A 20,735-nucleotide genomic window follows, 5' to 3' on the forward strand; every position below is an offset into this window, starting at 1 on the left:
ATTCACCGCTTTTCATAAGATTGGATGCGTATGGATAAATCCGACTTGATACAGTCTGTCTCTCATCTAAAAGAAATTTCCCCCCAGGCAGCCTCCATGTTCGAGGACATCGTCGAGGCGTGTGCGGCGGAATTGACCACGGCCATGCGGCGCGAACCCGATCTGGAAGGCCTTGTCGGACAAGGCAACACGGAGGTCATGGAGACGAACCACGGCAACCATTTCAGATACATGAGCGCGACTGCGGCGCTTTTCGACCCGCAATCCTTCGTGGAAACGGTGCTGTGGGTGCTGCGCACCTACCGGGCCAGGGGATTCTCGGTGCGCTACTGGGACGTCATGCTGCCCAAGGCGACGGACATCCTCGGCCGGCGCCTCGAACCCGGGCACTTCGCGCAAGTCCGTCCCTTCTACGACTGGCTGCAGTCCAACATCCAGGCCTTCGCGCGGCTCAGCGAGACGGAGGATTCCGCGTACGAGCGGATGGGGGGCCTGCATGGGCATGGCCGCTGATCATATCGCCGGATCGGACCTCTCGGACCTTGGCCTGGAGTATCTCGACCTGCTGCTCGATGGGCGCAGGTTCGACGCCATGCAGGCCGTGACCTGCCGGGTCGAGGACGGCCTGCCGGTGGAAACGGTGTACGTCGAGGTGCTCCAGCCCGTCATGTACGAGGTGGGCAGGCTGTGGCAGGCCGACGAGATAGACATTGCCACAGAGCACTACGTCACGGCCGCGACCCAGCTCCTCATGGCCAGGCTGTTCCCCAAGGCTCTGCCCAACCGCCGCATCGCCCGCAGCCTGGTCGGCGCCTGCCTCGGCAGCGAACTGCACGAGATGGGCATGCGCATGGTCTGCGACCTGTTCGAATTCACGGGGTGGGACACCTATTTCCTTGGGGCCGTCACACCGGGCCAGAGCCTGCTCAAGACCATCCAGTCCCGAAAACCCGACCTCGTCTGCCTTTCGGCCACCATGGCCTTCGGCCTGCCGCGCATCCGGGACCTGATCCGCAGTCTGCGCGACACGGCCCAGGACGCGCCTCCGCGCATCATGGTCGGAGGACTGCCGTTTGTGATCAACCCCGGACTCTGCGCCGCCGTCGGCGCCGACGCCACAGCCCCCGACGCGCGACGGGCCCTGAGTGTGGCTGCCTCGCTCTTTGACGAGGGAGGCCGCAATGCTGCGCAGATCTAGCCAGGACCACGCCCTGGCCTTTTCCTGCGACGCCGGCGGCACCATCCTCGACATGCTGCACGACGCACGCGGCTTCTTTCACGGCGGCCAGCCTGACATCCTGGGCCTCATGGCGGACGAATCCCTGGCCGCCTTCCGCCAGTTTCTCGAGGACGTTCTGGCCAATGGGCATTCCCTGTGCAGGGAGATCGTCCTGACCAGGGACGGACGCGAATTCGCGTTCTCCCTTTTCGGCATGGCCAAGAGCGGCCGGGTCGGCCTGCTGGCCGTGCAGTCGCCGAAACAGATCTTTCTCATCTACGACGAGTTCATGGCCATGATCAACGAGCAGGCGCGCAGCTTGCGCGAGGAGCAGAAAAAATCGTCCCAGACCAGAAGCCGCATCTGTGCCGAGGACAAAGGCCTCCTTGACGATTTCATGAAGCTCAACAACGAACTGGCCAACATGCAGCGCGAGCTGTCCATCGCGCACCTGGCGCTGCAGGGACAGGAAAAACGCTTCCGGGACCTGGTGACCTTCAACCCCGACGCCCAGATCGTCCTCGACGACCGCGGCCGCGTCCTGTTCTTCAACCCCGCGGCGGAACGCATCCTCGGCCTGGCGGGCGGCAAGGCCATCGGCTCGGTCTTCGCCCTGGACCTGCGCGGCGAAAAGGAATTCTGCCTCAAATCGGCCACCGACCGGACCTGCGTGGAGATCCGCCACACGGACGTCACGTGGGAGGGCGAATCCGCCACCCTCTTTTCCCTGCGCGACATCACCGAGCGCAAGCAGATGGAGCAGATCAAGGACGACGTGGGCCGCATCCTGCAGCACGACCTCGTCTCGCCGCTCAACCCCATCGTTTCCCTGCCGCAGCTGCTCATGGACGACGCCAACATCACAGAGGACCAGAGGCGCATCCTGGGCATGATCTCCACGGCAGGCATGCGCATGCTGAACATGATCCGCCTGTCCCTGAACCTCTACAAAATGGAGAACGGCAGCTTCGAGTTCACGGCCGAACCAGTGGATCTCGTCGGCACATTCCGGGACATCCTGGCCGACCTGTCCGATCGCGCCAGGTCCAAAAAGGTGCTCGTGCGCATCGCGCTGGAAGGGAGCCCGGCCTTGCCGCAGGACGCTTTCCTGGCCCTGGCGGAGCCCAACCTGTGCTACTCCATGTTCTCGAACCTCATGCTCAACGCCATCGAGGCCTCGCCCCAGGGAGGCCTGGTGGCCGTCGATCTGTCCCGAAACGGCAGGGCCTGCGCCGCCATCCACAACTCCGGCGCAGTGCCGGAGGACATCCGGGCCTCGTTCTTCGAAAAATACGTCACCAGCGGCAAGACCCACGGCACAGGACTCGGCACGTATTCAGCCAGACTCATCGCCCAAACCCTGGACGGCGACATCCGCATGGAAACCTGCGAGGAACGCGGCACCACCGTGACAGTCGAACTCCGCACGGCCGACCATGCCCGTACCGCCGCAGCGGCCGGCGGCCGAGGGCAAAACCGCGTGGACGACACCCCACGGCGGCCGGCCCCGCCGCTGGCCTCGCCCCGACCCGGGGACCGTGCGCCCATGGACGCCCTGCAACGCGAAATCGCCCTGCACTCGTACAGTGCCGTCACCCTGGCCGACGCCCTCCTGCGCCAAAGCGCGCCGGAATCGCCCGAAAGGCGGCTGTTCGAGCGCATCTCCCGCGCCCTCGACGCCTTCGATTTCGCTTCGGCGGCGTCAATGCTGAATCGGGCCATGGGAGACGACCTCGACACGGACGGCATCCATGATTCCTGACGCCCCCGAACTCCCCATCGTCCTCATCGTCGACGACGACCCGGCCACGCTCCACGAACTGGGCGCCGCCCTGTCCCCGTTCTCGCGGGTCAGAGTGGCCCTGAGCGGACTGGAAGCCCTGGAGCTTCTGGAGGCGAGACTCGAAACGCCTGACCTCATCCTCCTCGACATCCTCATGGCCGACATGGACGGGTACGAAACATGCCGCAGGATCAGGAACCTGCCGTCGGCACGCGATATCCCGGTCATCTTCATCACTTCCCTGGACTCCCGCGAGAGCCTGATCAAGGCCCTCGAAGGCGGCGCCCTGGATTTCATCACCAAGCCCTTTCAGCTTGAATTCCTCAAGCGCAAGGTCTTCAACCACCTTGAACTGCAGAGCCTGCGAACCCAGGCCCTGGCCCTGGCCCGCAGGGAGCTGCGGGAGAGCGTCGAAACGCGGCGGGCGCTGCTGGAGGCCCTGCCGGACGTCATCATGCGCTTCGACTCGGCGGGGAACTATCTTTTCGTTTCCGAGAACGTCGGCAGGGTGGCCGATGTCCAGGCGGGAGAGTTCATCGGCAGGTCCGTGAAGGAATTCGGATATCCGGGGCGTTCCGCTGCAGCGTGGGAAGAGGCAATCAGGAAGACCGTGTCCACGGGTGCACCCGTGCAGACGGAGATATCCTTCAACGGCAGATCCGGCCCCGTCATCCACGAATGGCGTCTGGTGCCGGAATTCGACGACACGGGACGAGTAGGTACGGTGCTCGGCATCAGCCACGACGTGACCGAAAAGCGACGGGCCGAGGAGCGCCTCCGCAGGGGCTCGACCATGATCGAGGCCCAGGCCGGTCTCGTTGCGGTCCTCGCCGCCGGGGACTCCGGCTTCGAGGACCTGGCCCGGGCCATCCAGCAGTGGGCCATGCGCATCACGGGCAGTTCCCTCGGATTCACGGTCGCCATCGATCCGGCGAGCGGCGAAATGACGCACCACGCAACGTCAGGTTCGGTCTCGTCCGCCAGTTGCACGGTAGACCCGACGGCGCGCGTCTGCAGACGCCAAGGGCTTCTGGGCGTGACCCTGTCGACGCAGCGAGGTTTTTTCACCAACTCCCCATCGGAGCATGCGACTTTCACGGGCCAGCCAGCCGGCCATGCGCCCATCATCCAATTTCTGGCCGTGCCCGCGCTCCACGGGGGACAGGTCCTGGGCCAGATCGCATTGGCCAACCCGGGCCGGAACTACACGCCGGAAGATCTGCGCGACGTGACCGTGCTGGCCGACCTCTTCGCCCTGGCCGTCAACCGCCTGCTGAACACCAGGGACCTCCAGCGGGCCAAGGAGCAGGCCGAGACGGCCAGCAGGGCCAAAAGCGAATTCCTGACCAACATGAGCCATGAGATCCGCACACCCCTGAACGGCATCCAAGGCATGCTCCAGCTCATGCAGGCCACGGAACTGGACCGAGAACAGCAGGAGTACGCGCAGTTCGCCACGCAGGCCTGCCGCCGCCTGACGGGCCTGCTCTCGGACATCCTGAACCTGGCCAGACTGGAGGCCGGAGGCATGAACGCGGCGGCCCTGCCCTTCGACCCGCGGGACGCCCTCGACACCGTGACCCAGCTCTTTTCCGCGGCCGCCCGGGAAAAGGGTCTCGGGCTTTCTCTGCACGCCGACACCGCCCTGCCCGGAAAGGTGGTCGGAGACATGACGAAGCTCCTGCAGATTCTGAACAACCTCGTCGGCAACGCCATCAAATTCACGCAATCGGGAGCCGTGTCCCTGGAGGCCCTGGCCATGCCCCCCGACGCCTCCGGCCGTTGCCGCATCCTTTTCACCGTTGCCGACACGGGCATCGGCATCCCGGACGGCAGGCTCGCGGACCTCTTCGAGCCCTTCTCCCAGGTGGCCCAGGGCTTCACCAGGCAATACCAGGGCGCCGGGCTCGGCCTGAGCATAACCAAGAAGCTGGTCCGCCTTCTCGGCGGAAGCCTGAGCGTGTCCAGCGAACCTGGCACAGGGACGGAGATCGGGGTCTGCCTGCCCTTCGGATGCGTCCCTACGGAGGAGGGTCGGGCCGAAAGGATCAGGGAATTGGCCGCCTGCAACGACCTGGGACTGCGCGTGCTCCTGGCCGAGGACGACCCCGTCAGTCGGTTCGCCGCGACCAGGATGCTGCAGCGCCTTGGCTGCATCGTCACGGAGGTGGACAACGGCCGGGCCGCCCTCGAAAAGCTCGTGGAGGGGGACTTCGACATCGTGTTCATGGATATCCAGATGCCATACCTGGACGGCGTCCAGGCCACCCGCATCATCCGCTCAAGCCCGGAATTTCACGGCAAGTCGGACATCCCGATCGTCGCCATCACGGCCTACGCCAACGAGACCGACCGATTCACCCAGGCGGGCGTAACCATGCATATCGCCAAACCGGTCCGCATGGAGGATGTCGTGGAGGCCATCGTGCGCTGCGGCGTGGACAGGGACGGCAGGATCCTTCTGCCCAGGGGCTGAAATCCGTCGGGCTCAGTCCCCTGTCTCCTGCGCCCTCACAGTTTCCAGGACAGCCACTTCCCGAACAGCCACCTGACCAGCGGCGTCAGCCGGCCTCTGTTGTAGGCGTCGCCCGTCTGGCGGATGGCCTCGGCGCGGGTGGGGTACGGGTGGATGGTGTTTGCGATGCGGCTCAGGCCGATTCCATTGGTCATGGCCAGGGAGATTTCAGCGATCAGGTCGCCGGCGTTTTCGGCCACGACGGTCGCGCCGACGATCCTGTCCGTGCCCTTGCGCACATGGATGCGCACGAAACCGTCGGTGCGGCCTTCGAGGATGGAACGGTCGACGTGGGCCAGTTCGCGGGTGAAGGTCTCGACGGCGACGCCCTTGTCCAGGGCCTGCGCCTCGGTCAGCCCCACGCGGGCCAGCTCCGGCTCCGTGTAGGTGCACCAGGGGATGGTCAGGGCGCTGGCCCGGGCCCGGCCTTTGAACAGGGCGTTGCGCAGGACGATGCGGGCCATGAAGTCCGCGGCGTGGGTGAACTGGTAGGCCGAACAGACGTCGCCGGCGGCGAAGATGTCGGGGTTGGTCGTGCGCAGGTGGTCGTCCACCCGGACGCCCTTGTCCGAATACTCCACCCCCGCCTCCTCCAGGCCCAGCCCCTCGACGTTGGGCCTTCGCCCGGCGGCCGCCAGCACCTCGTCCACGACCACGTCGCAGCCCTCGCCCGCGGACTGCAGCCTGATCCCCCCGCCCTCGGCGGCCGAGGCCCGCAGGCTCCTGCCGCAGCCCAGAATCCTCACCCCGTCCTTCAGCAGCGCCGCGCGCACGATGGCGGCCGCCTCGCGGTCCTCCTTGGGCAGGACGCCGCGCGCGGACTCGAACAGCAGCACCTCGGAGTCGAAGCGGGCGAAGGCCTGGGCCAGTTCGCAGCCGACGGGGCCGGCGCCGATGACGGCCAGCCGGCGGGGAAGCCCGGTGAGGGAAAAGACCGTCTCGCTGGTCAGGTACGGCAGTCCGTCCATGCCCTCCATGGCCGGGGCCGCGGCGCGCGCCCCCGTGGCGATGACGGCCTTGGCGAAGGACAGGCGCGCCCCGCCGACTTCAAGCGTGTGCGCGTCCAGGAAACGCCCCTGCCCCAGGAACACGTCCACGCCCAGGTCCCGGAAGCGCCGGGCCGAATCGTTGGGCGCGATGTCGGCGCGCAGCCGGCGCATGCGCTCCATGACCTTCCCGAAATCGACCTCCACTTCCCCGGAGACGCGCACGCCGAACTCCCCGGCTCCGCGCACCGCGGCGACGGCGCGCGCCGCGGCCAGCAGCGCCTTGGACGGAACGCAGCCGAAATTCAGGCAGTCGCCGCCGAGAAAGTCCCGTTCCACCAGGGCCACTCTGGCCCCGAGCCCGGCCGCACCGGCCGCGCAGACCAGCCCGGCCGTGCCCGCCCCGACGACCACGAGGTTGTAGCGGGACTTGGGCGCGGGATTGGTCCAGTCAAGGGGGTGGACCAGGGACAAAAGCCTTTGGTTGTGCTCGTCCCGGGGCTCCATGGTCGCATTGCGGCGCGTGGTCTGAGGCATGTGCGGCTCCTTTCTATGTCATGATTCCGGACGCCGCCGCAACAGGCGGACCCCGGCGACGCCGACCTCTTCGGGCCGGTCAGGCGTCTTGCCGATCCCCGTCCTCATCGCTGACGACCCGGTTGCGCCCTCCGCGCTTGGCCTCGTACAAGGCCAGGTCCGCCCGTTTCATGAGCTGGGAGAGCACCGTCTCCGGCGATTGCAGACGGGCGAGACCGATGCTCACGGTGAAGCCGACGGTCTTACCCCAGGCGTCGACCGTCACCTCCATGAATTTCTCGCGCAGCCTCTCGGCCACGCTGCGGGCCGCGGCCAGATCCGTCTCGGGCATGGCCACCGCGAACTCCTCGCCGCCCACCCGGCCGAATATGTCCGTGCCGCGCATGACCTGCCGCATGACATGTCCCACGCGGCGCAGCACCTCGTCGCCGATGTCGTGCCCGAAGGTGTCGTTGATGGTCTTGAAGTGGTCGAGGTCGAACATCAGAAAACAGAAATCCTGTCGGTAGCGGATGGCCTGCCGGAGCTGCGCCTCGGCCAGGACCATGAAATGACGGCGATTTGCGAGCCCCGTGAGCTCGTCCAGCGTGGCCAGTTCGCTCAGCCGCCGCTCGGCCAGCTTGCGCGCCGAGATGTCGCGCATGCTGCCGACGGCGAACCACTGCCCGCGAAGCTGCACGGCAGCCACCGACCTCTCCACCGGAAAGATCTCCCCGGACTTGCGCACGCCTTCCATCTCCATGACGCGGCCGACGACCGGCCCGGTGCCGGTCTTCGCGAACCGCGCCATGGCATGCTTCGCCGTTTCGACCTGAGTTGGCTTGACGATGACGTCGTGCATGTTCCGGCCGAGCATCTCCGCCTCGGCATAGCCGAACATGGCCTCGGCCGCCGGATTCCAGAAGGTGATGTGGTCATCGGCGTCGATCATGACCAGGGCGTCGTGGCTGGCCTGGCTCATGGCCCGCATGCGGCTCTCGCTTTCGGCCAGGGAAAGCCGGTTGCAGCTGCTCTGGATTCTGGCGAAGCAGCCGACAACGGCCAGCAGGAGCACGGACGCGTGGACCGCCCAGGCATAGGGCGACCCCGTCGCCCATCCGCCCTTGGGCACGGCCGCCATGGCCCACGACCCCGAAGGCAGGGACACGTTCATGGTCACGGCCTGCGCGCCTTCGTCGAAGAGCGCGGCCGTGCCGCTAAAGACCTCTCCCCGCAGACCCTTGCCGTCCCGGCCCCGCATGGCCAGGTCCAGCCTGGCGGCCAGGGCGCCCTCCCCGGCGAGTTCCAGCAGCGTATCGAGATCGATGACCGCCGAAACCAGTCCCCAGAAGTCCCCGTCGCCATCCCGGAAAACCGGGACCCGTGCGACCAGCCCCACGCCGCCCTGCACGAGGTTCAGCGGGCCGGCCACGGCCATCTGGCCGCTCTCCTTGGCGGCCAGGGCCTTGTCCCACTGGTCCGGGACAGTCCTGTAATCGAGCCCCAGGGCCTTCTCGTTGCCCTCCGGCGGATACATGAAGCGGATGATGAAATCCGGCGCGGCCCCGATGTTTCGCAGTGAATTTCGCGTGCTCAAAAGGGCGCGGGCCAAATCGTCGAACTCCCTGGCGGACATGTCCGGCCGCACGGCGATGTTGGCCGCCATGCCGTGGACCAGATAGAGGTTCGTGTTGATCCGCTCCTCCAGCCTGGCCCGGAAGGCCCCGAGCTCAAGGGTCACGGCTATTTCCTGGTCCTGGCGGAACTGCCGCGCGAGCAGGCGGCACATGGCGTAATCCGCGCAGGCCGCCGAAAACGCGATGACCAGCAGCCAGACCAATGTTTTCCGGCAACGCATCACGTCGGACAAATGGAACTGCTTGCGCGGCAGCATGCGCTCTCCTTGACGAGCCGGTCGCCCGGATTCTGCGGAACACGTGAAGGTTGGCCGAAGGACGACATCCATTCCCACCCATGCTGGACGGATGGCAACACGGCGGATGGGTCAGCCTCCGGTTCAGGGACGTCGCATTACATCACCACAGTCTCGGGAAAGCAACAGCCCTCGCCGGCCCGCCGGATAAAGCAGTGCACGGAGGGAAGCGGAAAAACGCCGCCGGCCGAACCGGCCCTAAGGCGGACCTCACTTCCTGACGCCCGTGGGGCAGACGTCCTCGCGCAGGCAGTAATTTTCCACGAAACGCCCGATCTGCACGCCCAGGTGCACGCACTTGCGTCCGCCCAGGCAGTCCTCGGCGTCGGCCTTGTCCAGGCGGGTCTCCAATTCATGGTCCCCGAAACTCAGGCCCACCACCCAGGATTGGGTCGCGTCCTCGAAGTAGCAGGTGACCTGCACGCCGTTCTTCTCGATTTCAGGGTGAATCTCCCTGATCTTCTCAATCAGCTGGCTGGCCTTGACTTTCATGCTCGCCTCCAGGGTTTTCGTTCACTCGACAAACTGTCCACTCTGCATATCTGTGTGCCAGAAGCGCGGCACAATGACAAAGCGCAAAAGTCATCGCCATGCTCGTGACGGATTTCTTTTTCGGCCACGATTGCGAAATCGAGAAAAAACAGTAATCATTCTCAAAAATAAGGAAACCCCATGAGCGAAACGATCTCCTCTGCCCCGGCCGGTCTGGGCTTCAACTTCGACAACACCTACGCGAGACTGCCGGAACATTTTTTCGAGCGGACCCATCCCGTCCCCGTGGCCGCCCCGCGCCTGATCATCCTCAACCGCACGCTTTCGGCCGAACTGGGCCTCGGCGCCGACGCCCTGGACAGCGCCCTCGGCGCGGCCGTGTTCGCGGGCAACAGCGTGCCCCAAGGCGCCCTGCCCATTGCCCAGGCCTACGCCGGGCACCAGTTCGGGCATTTCACCATGCTCGGCGACGGCCGCGCCATCCTCTTGGGAGAGCATGTCACGCCGCACGGAGAGCGCTTCGACATCCAGCTCAAGGGCTCGGGCCGGACCAGGTTCTCCCGCCGCGGCGACGGGCGCGCGGCCCTGGGGCCCATGCTTCGGGAGTACATCGTCAGCGAGGCCATGCACGCCCTGGGCATTCCCACCACGCGCAGCCTGGCCGTGGTCGCCACGGGCGAACACGTCCACCGCGAGACCATACTTCCCGGCGCCATACTGACCCGCGTGGCGGCCAGCCACATCCGGGTCGGCACCTTCGAATACGCCGCGTCGCAGGGCAACCCCGAAGACCTTCTCACCCTGGCCCTGTACACCATCGACCGGCATTTCCCGGAACTGCGCGAGGCCGAAAACCCCATCCCGGCCCTCCTGGCCTCGGTCCTGGCGCGCCAGGCCTCCCTGGTGGCCAGGTGGCTGCACGTCGGGTTCATCCACGGGGTCATGAACACCGACAACATGTCCCTGTGCGGCGAAAGCATCGATTTCGGCCCCTGCGCCTTCATGGACGCCTACGACCCGGCCACGGTCTTCAGTTCCATCGACCACGAGGGCCGCTACGCCTACGGCAACCAGCCGTCCATCGCCCAGTGGAACCTGACGCGCTTCGCCGAGACGCTGCTGCCGCTGCTGCACGACAGCGAGGACCAGGCGGTGGAGATGGCCACGGCGGTGCTCGAAACGTTCCCGGCCGTGTTCCGCGATTTCTGGCTTGAGGGCATGGGCGCCAAGCTGGGCCTTTTCGGCCGCGAGGACGGCGACGCAGACCTGGCCCAGGCGCTGCTCTCGCTCATGCGCGAGGATGGGGCGGACTACACGCGCACCCTGCGCGACCTCTGCCGCGACCCCCTGCCCGACACACCCTTCTTCCGCGGCGAAGGTTTCAAAGTCTGGCACGACAGATGGCAGGCGCGTCTCACGCGGCAGCGCGAACCCCTGCACGAGGCCAGGCGCCTCATGCTCGCCCGCAACCCGGCCGTCATCCCGCGCAACCACCGCGTGGAGGAGGCCCTGGAAGCCGCCGAAAACGGCGACATGACGGCCATGACGCGGCTCCTGCGGGCCCTGGAGAAACCCTACGAGGACAACCCGGCCCACGCCGCCTTCGCCGCGCCACCTGCGACCTCGAACGCACAGTACAGGACGTTTTGCGGGACATGACGCCGTCAACCCCGTCCGTCACGCTGCGGATGGAATTTCCGCCACCACCGGGCCGCCGTCTTTCCGGCCGGTCCGGAGCCGTGGTTCATTGTCCCGCGGCAGTATTCGTGCGGAGTTACGCGCCCCCGGCGATGGTCATGACAATTGGGCGCACGCTTCCTCCCGTGTCTGCTCTTGCCCGAGGGCGGGAAGGTCGATGGTGAATTTCGCCCCCCGGCCCGGCGCCGATTCGAGGCTCATGCAGCCGTCATGGCTGCGGGTGATGATGAAGTAGGACACGGACAGGCCGAGCCCCGTGCCCACGCCGGGCGGCTTGGTGGTGAAGAAGGGTTCGAAGGCCCTGCGCTGGACGTCCGGCGGCATCCCCGGCCCGTTGTCCTCGACCTGCGCCGCGACCCTGCCGTCGTGGGCGGAAAGCCGGATCGTGATGCTCGGCTCGGCAATCTCCGGCCTGGCCAAAGCCATGGCCTGGGCCGAGTTGCGCAGCAGGTTGAGGAAGACCTGCTCGATCTCGGTCTCCGTGCAGTTGACCAGATGGGGGCCGCTGTCGCTTTCCCAGACGATCCGGATCTTCCTGAAATCGTAGTTCTTCTTCAGGTCGTAATCGCTTTCGGCCAGGAAAAGGGAGCGTTCGATGATGGCGCGCAGGTCGCAGACCCTGCGCTTGGACTCGCTGCGCCGGCTGAAGTCGAGCATGTGGCGGATGATGTCGGCCGCGCGCAGGGCCGCCTGCTGGATGTTCTCGATGAACCCGTACAGGCCGCGGGCCCGCATGTACTGGTCGAGCAGGTTCATGTCGAGGCCGATGCCGCGCGCCACCTCGATGTTCTTCGGGAAATCCGGCCTGGTGCGCTGCGCGAGGTTCTGGCTGGTGACCATGATGATGCCCAGGGGGTTGTTGATCTCGTGCGCCACGCCCGCGGCGATGCCGCCCACGGAGATCATCTTTTCGGTCTGGATCATCATGTCCTGCATGCGCTTGAGCTCCGTGACATCACGCAGCACGCACAGCACGCACTCGCGCCCCTCCAGCTGGACCCGCTGGGCCGAGAGCACGCACGCGACCACGCTTCCGTCCTTGCGGCCCAGGGCGAAGTCGACGTTCTCGACGAGATCACGCTCCCGGACGGCCTGACGCAACGCGTCCCGATCGCCGGGCCGTCCGTAGAGCAGCAGGTCGCTGGCGGTCCTGCCCACCGCTTCCTCCCAGGAGTAGCCGGCGACGCGCGAGAAGGCCTCGTTGACGTCGACGATGCGGCCATGGTCGAGGTCCAAGAGCACGATGGCGTCGGGGGACAGACGGAAGAGGCGCGAGAACTTCTCCTCGGACTGCCGCAGCCGCTCCTCCACCTCCTTGCGCTCGGTGATGTCGATGCCGATGCCCGTGAGGAACAGTTCGCCATCCACGTCCACCCCGACGCCCGAGAAGAGCATCGGTATCCTGCGGCCGTCCTTGGCCGTCATCTCGGCCTCCACCGTGGCAGCGCCGTCCTTTTTCCCTCGGCGCAGCGCATCGACCACTCGGGAGACATTCTCCCGGGGACCGACGAACCAGTCGAAAAGAGTCCTGCCCGATATCTCCTGCGAGGAATACCCCGTCATGACCTCGTGGGCCCTGTTCCAGCGCACGAGGCGCCCATGGCTGTCGTACAGGAACAGGAGGCCCGGGACGCTCTCGAAGATGGCGGCCATGAGCTGGCGCTCCCGTGCCAGGGACCTTTCGGCCTCCTTGCGTGCGCTGACGTCCTCGACCACGCCGTTGAGCAGGAAGGGCCGCCCGCCGTCGTCCCGCTGGACCGAGGCCGTCAGAACCGCCTCGAATGCGGTCCCGTCCTTGCGCACGAACGCGGTCTCGATGCTGACCGGCCTGTCCGACTGCAGGACCGTCTGCAGGAAATGCCGCCTTGAGGCGGGGTCGGCGTAGACGGACTGGACATTGGCGTCGTCCGAAGCCAGGAACTCATACTGGTCGACGTAGCCGAACATCCGTGCCAGGGCCGGGTTCCCTTCGAGCAGGGCTCCTTCGAAGGTCGTCCGGAAAATGCCGACCGGGGAGTTGTCGAAAATGGCCCGGTATCGCTCCTCGCTTTCGCGCAACTGGGCCATCTGCCGTTCGATGGTCCGCCCCATACCCAGGAAGGTCCGCCTCAAGGGAACGAATTCGGCATATTCCACGTCGGGAGGGGGGACATCGTACGCGCCCCTGGCATAGGCGCCGACCAGCGCGTCCAGGGCGCCGAACGGGCCGCGGAAATAGCGCCGCAGCAGGCGCGCGGCCAGAAAGTACTGCACGCCGATGATGAACAGGGCGATCCCGCCCCCGGCCAGGCCGATGCTCGTCACGGTCCTGATCCTGTCCGACTCGTCCAGACCCAGACGGATGTGGCCGATGACCTGACCTTCGTAGCGCACGTCGGCCTCGCGGAGGATGAACAGCTTGCCTCCGCCGTCGTGCACGAACCATGTCTCTCCCCGCCCGTCGCGCAGTTCGAGCAGCCCCACGGCGGGATTCATGACCGTGGCCTGGGCCACGGCCACGGCGCTGTCCTTGTCCAGGGTCCAGAACGGCGTTTCGAGCGACCTGGACAGAAACGCGATGGTGCTCTCGGACCGTTCCTCCATCTGTACCCCGACCCGCCAGGTCAGGAACAGGAAGACCATGGCCGTGACGACCAGCACGATACCCGTGCTGAGGATGCCCAGGGACAGGGACAGGCGGTTGGACAAGGAAGGCTGCGCAACGGGAGAAGGCATGTATGGCTCCGGTCCGTACGGGATGCGTCTCATGCCCGCGGTCATCCCCGAAAGCCCAGGCGGGACACCGCAGCGGCACAGTGCCCTTGTACCGCAAAAATCTTTTCTTTTCGAGAAAAATCCTCATCCCGCAGGCCCAGACCGGCAAAGGCGCATCGTCCCCGCGACAGGAACAGAGGCACAGTGCATGCGCACTTCCCGAGGAAGGGAATGACGCTTCAGCGTTCATGCACCTGATCAAAATGCACCATTTCATGATCGTCTGCATTGAAACCCGACGTGTATTGCTGTAATGCTCATGGTACATGAGTGTCGTATGACAATTTTCCCAAAACTTGCCGGACCGGCTCTTTTCACACACTTGCGGAAGATGTTGTCATACGCGCATGCCGAGTACGGACATCCCGACACATTGCGTCGCAGTTTCAGTGGGGGGGAAGCATGGCATTCGAGACGGACCCGGGCAAACTGCACCAATCCGAAACCGGAGAAGGCGTCAAAGGCACGAGGTGGCCCGGACCCGGCGGCCCGGCGGCTGGGGCCGACACGTCGAGCACGCTCCGCAACCTTTCCGGCAGGGCCATTCTGGCGGCCATGCAGGAGATTGTGGCCATCAAGGACACCTGCGGCGTCTACAGGGCCGTCAATCCGGCCATGTGCCGGTTTCTCGGCAAGCCCGAGGCGATGATCCTCGGACGCACCGATTTCGACCTGTTCCCGCCCGACCTGGCCGCCGCGTACCAGGCTCTGGACGCGCAGGTCATGGAGGGTCTCGCCCCCCGCAACATCGAGGAACAGGCCAAAGGCTCCGGACAGCCCATCTGGGTCAGCACGACCAAAAGCCCCCTTTTCGATCAGGAGAACCGATGCAGCGGCGTGCTGGTCGTGGTCCGCGACATCACGGCCCGCAAGCTGGCTGAAGAGAGCGCCAAAAGGCGGATTCTCTTCCAGCGCATCCTGGTCAATGTCGCCGCCACCTGCATCAACATCCCCCTGGACGAGGTCGACGCGGCCATCCACGGCTGCCTGGAGGAGATGGGCAGGTTCGTCGACGCCGACCGGGCCTACATCTTTGAGTTCCATTTCGACCGCGGCATCGCCGTCAACACCCACGAATGGTGCGCCGAGGGCATACACGCCCAAATCCAGAACCTGCGGGAACTGCCTCTGGACCGGATCGGCGAAGGCCTGGCGGAGCTGACCCGCGGCCGGCCCCACCATGTCGAGGACGTCGCGGCCCTGCCCCCAGGGCCCCTGCGGAGCACCCTCGAACCGCAGGGGATCAGGAGCCTCATGACCGTGCCCCTGCTGCGCGGGGAGCAGTGCATCGGCTGCGTCGGCTTCGACTCCGTCCGGCAGGCCCGGCCGTTCTGCGAGGACGAGTACACCCTCCTGGCCATGTTCGCGCGCATGCTCGTCAACATCGGCCTGCGCCGGGAAGTCGAGGAGTCCCTGCGGCTGGCCGGCCTCAAGGCCCAGGCGGCCAGCGACGCCAAAAGCGAATTCCTGGCCAACATGAGCCACGAGATCCGCACCCCCTTAAACGGCATACTCGGCATGCTACAGCTCATGAACACCACGAGTCTGGACGCCGAACAGAGCGAATACATACACATGGCCACCCAGGCGGCTCGGCGCATGACGCGGCTTCTGTCCGACATCCTCGACCTCTCCAGGGTCGAGGCCGGCAAGCTGACCCTGCAGGAATCCCCCTTTTCCATGAGCGAGGTCAGGCGCTCGGTCCTGGACATCTTCAAGCCGGTCAGCTCCCGCAGGGACGTGCGCACCAGCTTCGAACTCGACCCGCTCCTGCCGGACCGCCTTGTCGGCGACGAGACGCGCCTGCGGCAGATTCTCCTGAACCTCATCGGCAATTCCCTGAAGTTCACCGAACGCGGCTTCGTGCGCGTCGAGGCGATGCTCCTGGGTTCCGATGCCGGCAGCAGGCTGAACGTGGCCTTCCGCGTCTGCGACAGCGGTTGCGGCATCCCCGAGGACAAGCTGGGCGTCATCTTCGAGCCATTCGAGCAACTCACCCAGGCCTGCAACCGCGGCGTGGGCCTGGGCCTGGCCATCGTCCGCCGCCTGGTCCAACTCATGGGCGGCCGGATCGAAGCCCGGAGCTGGCCGGGCGAAGGCACGGCCGTCACCGTGACCCTGCCCTTCGGCCTGGCCGACGAACAGGAGGATGCGCCGGCACTGCCGACCGGTGCGGAAAAACGGTCGGGGCATCGCATCCTGCTCGTGGAGGACGACCTGTTCAACCAGAAGACCTCCAAAGCCCTGCTCGAAAAATCCGGATACGCCGTGAGCGTGGCCGACACGGGCCTGGAGGCCTTGCACACGCTGCAGGAATCGGGCTTCGACTGCATTCTCATGGACATCCACCTGCCCGGCCTCGACGGGGTGGAAACGGCCCGCATCATCCGCAACGCGCCCGAATTCCGGGCTCATGCCGAAACCCCGATCATCGCCGTGACCGCCAACGCCATGCTCGGGGACCGGGAGCGCTTCCTGGCGGCCGGGATGAACGACTTCATCGCCAAGCCCATGGACTTCCACGCCCTGACCGCGGCCATCGAGAACGCGACCGGCTCCCGAAGGGTGCCGCGTTGACGGGCACCGGCCGGGCCGGGGCATATCCGGCCTTGTCATTTGCGCATCAAGCGGGTAAGGAGTGCTGGCTTTAACCAAAAACTCCTGAAAACACGTAAGAAGGTATTCGTTTTATATGGCCAAGGAAGAGTCAATTGAAGTCGAAGGTGTCGTCGAGGAAGCCATGCCCAATGCCATGTTCCTGGTACGTCTGGAAAACGGACATCAGGTGCTCGGGCACATTTCCGGCAAGATGCGCAAGTTCTACATCCGCATCCTGCCCGGCGACCGCGTCAAGGTCGAGCTTTCTCCGTACGACCTGACCCGCGGCAGAATCACCTACCGCTTCAAGTAATCCCCCGCGCACGAGTTCCCGGCACGCGCCTTTCCGGTGCGTGCCGGTTTTTTATTGTCCACTTCCGCCTTGTCATCACGCAACACCTGCCGTACCCCGTACCCATGGCTGAAATAGATCTGCATACCCACTCCACCGCCTCCGACGGCACCCTCCGCCCCGCGGAACTCATCGCCGCAGCCGTGCGGGCCGGCCTCAAGGCCATCGCCCTGACGGACCACGACACGGTCGAGGGGCTGCCTGAGGCCTGCGCCGCCGGGAGCGAACTGGGGCTTGAGGTCATTGGCGGCTGCGAGCTGAGCGTCGAGTCGGAGCACGGCAGCATGCACCTGCTGGGGCTGTGGCTCCCGCTGCGGTCGCCCAGGCTCCAGGCGGCCCTGGACCGCCTGACCGTGCTGCGCAGACAGCGCAACGAGGCCATCATCGGCAACCTCAACAGGTACGGGGTACAGGTCACCTACGACGAACTGGAGGCGATCGCCGGCGGCAGCGTCGGGCGGCCGCACATCGCCCAGCTTCTGGTGGCCAAGGGAGTGGCCGTCAACTTCCAGGACGCGTTTCTCAACTGGCTGCGGCCGGGGACCAAAGGCTACGCCCCCAAGGAGAAGCTCCTGCCCGGCCAGGGCATCGAACTGCTCAAGGGCGAAGGCGCCACGGTCATTCTGGCCCACCCCTGCACCCTGCGCCCGCAGGGCAGGAGTCTCGAAGAGGTGGTCAGGGAGCTCAAGGACTGGGGGCTCGACGGGGTGGAGGTATTCTATTCCATGCACACCCAGGCCCAGACCAACGCCTACGCCGACCTCTGCCGCAGGCTCGACCTGCTGCCGAGCGCCGGGTCCGACTTTCACGGCGACAACAAGCCCGGCATCGCCCTGGGACGCGGCAAGGGCGGACTGCGCCCGTCCTACGAACTGGTGCGGCGCATGAAGGAACGTCGCGCGGCGCAGGGTCTGACCCTTCCGTCCTGCTCCTGACCATGCCCAAACCGCTCCCCGAACTTCTCGCCCCGGCCGGCAACCCGGACAAGCTCGCCACGGCCCTGGCCTACGGCGCCGACGCCGTGTACCTGGGCGGCCGCGCCCTAAGCCTGCGCGCCAAGACCGAAGGCTTCTCCTTCCCGGAACTGCGCAGCGCCGTGGAACTGGCCCACGGCAAGGGCGCCAAGGTCTATTTCGCCCTCAACCTCCTGGCCCGCGAAGAGCATCTGGCCGGAGTCGAGGCCTACCTGGAGGAACTGGCGGACATCGCCGTGGACGGCGTCATCATCGCCGACCCGGGCATCGCGGCCATGGCCAGGCGCCGCGCGCCGCACATCCCCATCCACATCTCCACCCAGGCCAACACCTCCAATTCCGCCGCGGCCGCCTTCTGGCGCGACCTGGGCGCGCGCCGCGTCAACGTGGCCCGCGAACTGGACGCGTCCCGCATCCGGGCCATGGTCGCCAAGGTGCCCGACCTCGAATTCGAGGTCTTCGTGCACGGCGCCATGTGCATGGCCGTGTCGGGCCGCTGCCTGCTCTCCGCCCACCTGACGGACCGCTCCGGCAACCTCGGCCAGTGCACTCACCCCTGCCGCTACGATTACGCGGTCACGGCCGTGCGGCTGGAGGAGCGCCTGCGCCCCGGCAGGGACACGTGGGAGGTCAGGTGCGACGGGGAGTTCAGCCAGGTCATGGCTGCCGAGGACCTCTGCCTGATCAAGTACCTGCAGTGGTTCCGCCAAAACGGGATCACAAGCCTCAAGATCGAAGGCCGCATGAAGACCCCGTCCTACCTGGCCCAGGTCACGGACGTGTACCGCACAGCCCTGGACGACCTCGCGGCCGGGACCTTTCGCCCCGGCCTCTACCTGGAGGAACTGCAGCAGCTGGCCACCCGCCCCCTGTCCTCGGCCTTCTTCACGCCCGAACCCGTGACGCTGCGCCCGGCCCTGTCCCGCGAGCTGACCAAGAACATCGTGGGACGGCTGGTGGAGCCCGCCGGGGACGACGGCTGGATCATGGACGTCAAGCACCGCTTCGAAACCGGCGCGCCCCTGGAGCTCCTGCTGTCGGGCCTGCGGCGTCCGGTCCTGCGCCCCGGCGACTACGGCGTGGAGAACGCCGAGGGCCTGAAGCTGGACACGGCCCACGGCGGAATGCGGGTGACGCTCAGGTGCGGCCATCCGGACCTGGAACCGGGCCTGTTCCTGCGCGCCGCCCATCCCGAAGCCTACGGAATCCGCGGCACATGAGCGACGCCCCCGCCATGCGCATCTGGGTGGACGCAGACGCCTGCCCCCGAATCGTCAAGGACATCCTCTACCGGGCGGCCGACAAGCGTGGGGTCAGTCTCGTGCTGGTGGCCAACTCCCGCTTCGCGGTCCCCAAATCCGAGCGCATCGAATTTCTGCAGGTCGGCTCCGGCTTCGACAAGGCCGACGAGGCCATCATCCATCTGGCCGGGGACGGGGATCTGGTGGTCACGACGGACATCCCCCTGGCCGCCGGGGTCATCGAAAAGGGCGGCACGGGCCTGAGCCCCAGGGGCGAGGTCTTCACCTCCGAGAACATCCGCGGCCGCCTGACCATGCGCGATTTCATGGACGAGCTGCGCGGCAGCGGCGTCATGACGGGCGGGCCGTCGGCCCTGCGGCCCAAGGACCGGCAGGAGTTTTCCAACCAGTTGGACAGGCTTCTGCGGGCGCGAGGGTACTGAGCGGCGGGGACCGGCCTGTTGGACGGAATGGACCTTATGGACGAAATGGACGGGATGGACGTTCAGTCTTCGCCCAGGAGGTAGCGCAGCTGGGTCACGGAGCGGCCCGTGCGGCGGGCCAGGGCCTGCAGGGCCTCGAACTCCGGGCGCGCGTAGCGTTCGCCGTCCACGGTCGTTTCCTTGGCGGGCAGGTCGCCCCAGGGAGTGGGGCGGGTGGTCGCGGCGCGGGGCAGCACGGCCCGGCGCGTCTCGGTGATGCGCAGGCCCAGGCTCATGGTCTGGGCAAAGGCCAGGTCCCGGATGCGCGCCAGATCCTCGGGCCTGCACAGAATCTGCAGCAGCCCTCCGGGGCGGTTCTTCTTCATCACGCCGGGCAGGAAGAGCACGTCCAGGGCCCCGGCCGCCAGCAACTCCCCGAACACCCCGCCGATCTCCTCCCCCGTCAGGTGGTCCACGTTTGTCTCCAGGACCATGATCCGCTCCATGACGGGGCCGCCGGCTTCCAGCAGGAAGGCGCGCAGTCCGTTGACCACCCCGAGTTCCATGTTTCCCAGTCCCAGGCCGCAGGCCAGCAGGCGGCCCGTGGGCCCCTCGGCGAACTCGTCGACCAGGCGGTCCAGCAGCAACGCGCCGGTGGGAGTGACGATCTCCCTGTCGAACTGCGTGGGATAGACCGGCTTGCCCTGCAGGAGCACGGCCGTGGCCGGTGCTGGCAGCGGCATGAGGCCGTGTGCGCAGCGCACGGTGCCCGTGAACCAGGGCAGGCTCGAACAGGTCACGCGCGTCACGCCGAGGGCTTCCAGGGCGAAGAAGGCGCCGACCACGTCGACCAGGGTGTCCACGGCCCCGACCTCGTGAAAGTGAACATCCTCAAGCCCGCAGCCGTGGACCGCGGCCTCGGCCTCAGCCAGGCGGACGAAGGCTGCTTCGGCCCCGCTCCTGACCGCCTCGGACAGGGGCATCCTGCGGACCATGTCCGTCAGGTCGTGCAGATGGCGCAGAGGTTGCTCCCCGGCGGAACCGATCTCCATGCGCTTGCCCACGACACCCTTGTCCCGCGCCTCCCCGGCGACGATGGACACCTCCAGCCCGGCCCGACCGAAGGCCTCCGCCAGGGGCTCAAAATCAACGCCCAGACCGGCCATGGCCGCCAGGAACATGTCGCCGGCAATGCCGACTGGACAATCAAGATGCAACTCGGGCATGTTTCTCCCCAGGTTCACGTTGTGCT

Annotated in this window: 15 protein-coding genes; 10 read left to right on the forward strand and 5 right to left on the reverse strand. The window is 66.4% G+C overall.

The window, feature by feature from the left end; translation table 11 throughout:
• Positions 1–96: 96 nt before the first annotated feature.
• Genes ACYQ3G_RS00480 through ACYQ3G_RS00495 form a run of 4 tightly spaced genes read left to right on the forward strand, consistent with a single transcriptional unit; the run spans position 97 to position 5,478 of the window.
• On the forward strand, positions 97–513 hold the full coding sequence (locus tag ACYQ3G_RS00480) for a hypothetical protein (RefSeq protein ID WP_459821330.1): 417 nt from the start codon (positions 97–99) through the stop codon (positions 511–513).
• Positions 497–1,198, forward strand: a complete 702-nt coding sequence (locus ACYQ3G_RS00485) for a cobalamin B12-binding domain-containing protein (protein WP_459821332.1) — start codon at positions 497–499, stop codon at positions 1,196–1,198. The genes ACYQ3G_RS00480 and ACYQ3G_RS00485 overlap by 17 nt, the downstream gene beginning before the upstream one ends.
• Entirely contained in the window at positions 1,182–2,981 is a 1,800-nt protein-coding gene (locus ACYQ3G_RS00490; protein WP_459821334.1) for a sensor histidine kinase, read from the forward strand. Before ACYQ3G_RS00485 ends, ACYQ3G_RS00490 begins: the two co-directional genes overlap by 17 nt.
• The gene (locus ACYQ3G_RS00495) at positions 2,971–5,478 is read left to right on the forward strand and encodes a response regulator (RefSeq protein ID WP_459821336.1); all 2,508 of its coding nucleotides are present in this window, start codon (positions 2,971–2,973) and stop codon (positions 5,476–5,478) included. The genes ACYQ3G_RS00490 and ACYQ3G_RS00495 overlap by 11 nt, the downstream gene beginning before the upstream one ends.
• A 35-nt stretch (positions 5,479–5,513) precedes the next feature.
• Here the strand turns inward: ACYQ3G_RS00495 and ACYQ3G_RS00500 are convergent, their stop codons facing one another.
• From ACYQ3G_RS00500 to ACYQ3G_RS00510, 3 genes are all read right to left on the reverse strand, one after another.
• Complete coding sequence (locus tag ACYQ3G_RS00500) at positions 5,514–7,040, reverse strand: mercuric reductase (RefSeq protein WP_459821338.1); 1,527 nt, start codon at positions 7,038–7,040, stop codon at positions 5,514–5,516.
• A gap of 79 nt (positions 7,041–7,119) precedes the next feature.
• Positions 7,120–8,913 carry a diguanylate cyclase gene (locus ACYQ3G_RS00505; RefSeq protein ID WP_459821340.1) on the reverse strand — a complete coding sequence of 598 codons (1,794 nt, stop codon included), beginning with the start codon at positions 8,911–8,913 and terminating at the stop codon, positions 7,120–7,122.
• Positions 8,914–9,162: 249 nt separating this feature from the next.
• The gene (locus ACYQ3G_RS00510; protein WP_459821342.1) at positions 9,163–9,444 is read right to left on the reverse strand and encodes a hypothetical protein; all 282 of its coding nucleotides are present in this window, start codon (positions 9,442–9,444) and stop codon (positions 9,163–9,165) included.
• Positions 9,445–9,624: 180 nt separating this feature from the next.
• Here ACYQ3G_RS00510 and ACYQ3G_RS00515 point away from each other — a divergent pair, with 180 nt between their 5' ends.
• Complete coding sequence (locus ACYQ3G_RS00515) at positions 9,625–11,103, forward strand: protein adenylyltransferase SelO (protein WP_459821344.1); 1,479 nt, start codon at positions 9,625–9,627, stop codon at positions 11,101–11,103.
• A 135-nt stretch (positions 11,104–11,238) separates the two neighbouring features.
• On the opposite strand, the gene ACYQ3G_RS00520 is transcribed toward ACYQ3G_RS00515, so the two are convergent.
• Positions 11,239–13,857, reverse strand: a complete 2,619-nt coding sequence (locus tag ACYQ3G_RS00520; RefSeq protein WP_459821346.1) for a PAS domain S-box protein — start codon at positions 13,855–13,857, stop codon at positions 11,239–11,241.
• Positions 13,858–14,298: 441 nt separating this feature from the next.
• Here ACYQ3G_RS00520 and ACYQ3G_RS00525 point away from each other — a divergent pair, with 441 nt between their 5' ends.
• From ACYQ3G_RS00525 to ACYQ3G_RS00545, 5 genes are all read left to right on the forward strand, one after another.
• Positions 14,299–16,473 (forward strand): response regulator, encoded by a 2,175-nt coding sequence (locus ACYQ3G_RS00525; protein ID WP_459821348.1) that lies wholly within the window; start codon positions 14,299–14,301, stop codon positions 16,471–16,473.
• 115 nt (positions 16,474–16,588) lie between these two features.
• Entirely contained in the window at positions 16,589–16,807 is a 219-nt protein-coding gene (gene infA / locus ACYQ3G_RS00530) for a translation initiation factor IF-1 (RefSeq protein WP_028577699.1), read from the forward strand.
• 104 nt (positions 16,808–16,911) lie between these two features.
• The gene (locus ACYQ3G_RS00535; RefSeq protein ID WP_459821351.1) at positions 16,912–17,781 is read left to right on the forward strand and encodes a PHP domain-containing protein; all 870 of its coding nucleotides are present in this window, start codon (positions 16,912–16,914) and stop codon (positions 17,779–17,781) included.
• 2 nt (positions 17,782–17,783) lie between these two features.
• A complete protein-coding gene (locus tag ACYQ3G_RS00540) occupies positions 17,784–19,040 on the forward strand; it encodes a peptidase U32 family protein (protein ID WP_459821353.1) in 1,257 nt (418 codons plus the stop codon).
• On the forward strand, positions 19,037–19,504 hold the full coding sequence (locus ACYQ3G_RS00545) for a YaiI/YqxD family protein (RefSeq protein WP_459821355.1): 468 nt from the start codon (positions 19,037–19,039) through the stop codon (positions 19,502–19,504). Before ACYQ3G_RS00540 ends, ACYQ3G_RS00545 begins: the two co-directional genes overlap by 4 nt.
• 62 nt (positions 19,505–19,566) lie before the next feature.
• On the opposite strand, the gene larC is transcribed toward ACYQ3G_RS00545, so the two are convergent.
• Positions 19,567–20,727: a nickel pincer cofactor biosynthesis protein LarC gene (gene larC, locus ACYQ3G_RS00550; protein WP_459821357.1), complete on the reverse strand. Its 1,161-nt coding sequence runs from the start codon at positions 20,725–20,727 to the stop codon at positions 19,567–19,569.
• Between the last annotated feature and the right edge of the window lie 8 nt (positions 20,728–20,735).

The sequence above is a fragment of the Desulfomicrobium salsuginis genome (assembly GCF_054657795.1).

Bases quoted from the DNA above. Each gene is read 5' to 3' on its own strand.
- ACYQ3G_RS00535 (WP_459821351.1), top strand. From the start codon at position 16,912: ATGGCTGAAATAGATCTGCATACCCACTCCACCGCCTCCGACGGCACC.
- ACYQ3G_RS00490 (WP_459821334.1), top strand. From the start codon at position 1,182: ATGCTGCGCAGATCTAGCCAGGACCACGCCCTGGCCTTTTCCTGCGAC.
- ACYQ3G_RS00545 (WP_459821355.1), top strand. From the start codon at position 19,037: ATGAGCGACGCCCCCGCCATGCGCATCTGGGTGGACGCAGACGCCTGC.
- ACYQ3G_RS00480 (WP_459821330.1), top strand. From the start codon at position 97: ATGTTCGAGGACATCGTCGAGGCGTGTGCGGCGGAATTGACCACGGCC.
- ACYQ3G_RS00510 (WP_459821342.1), bottom strand. From the start codon at position 9,444: ATGAAAGTCAAGGCCAGCCAGCTGATTGAGAAGATCAGGGAGATTCAC.
- infA (WP_028577699.1), top strand. From the start codon at position 16,589: ATGGCCAAGGAAGAGTCAATTGAAGTCGAAGGTGTCGTCGAGGAAGCC.
- ACYQ3G_RS00520 (WP_459821346.1), bottom strand. From the start codon at position 13,857: ATGCCTTCTCCCGTTGCGCAGCCTTCCTTGTCCAACCGCCTGTCCCTG.
- ACYQ3G_RS00500 (WP_459821338.1), bottom strand. From the start codon at position 7,040: ATGCCTCAGACCACGCGCCGCAATGCGACCATGGAGCCCCGGGACGAG.
- ACYQ3G_RS00515 (WP_459821344.1), top strand. From the start codon at position 9,625: ATGAGCGAAACGATCTCCTCTGCCCCGGCCGGTCTGGGCTTCAACTTC.
- ACYQ3G_RS00485 (WP_459821332.1), top strand. From the start codon at position 497: ATGGGCATGGCCGCTGATCATATCGCCGGATCGGACCTCTCGGACCTT.
- ACYQ3G_RS00540 (WP_459821353.1), top strand. From the start codon at position 17,784: ATGCCCAAACCGCTCCCCGAACTTCTCGCCCCGGCCGGCAACCCGGAC.
- ACYQ3G_RS00525 (WP_459821348.1), top strand. From the start codon at position 14,299: ATGGCATTCGAGACGGACCCGGGCAAACTGCACCAATCCGAAACCGGA.
- ACYQ3G_RS00505 (WP_459821340.1), bottom strand. From the start codon at position 8,913: ATGCTGCCGCGCAAGCAGTTCCATTTGTCCGACGTGATGCGTTGCCGG.
- ACYQ3G_RS00495 (WP_459821336.1), top strand. From the start codon at position 2,971: ATGATTCCTGACGCCCCCGAACTCCCCATCGTCCTCATCGTCGACGAC.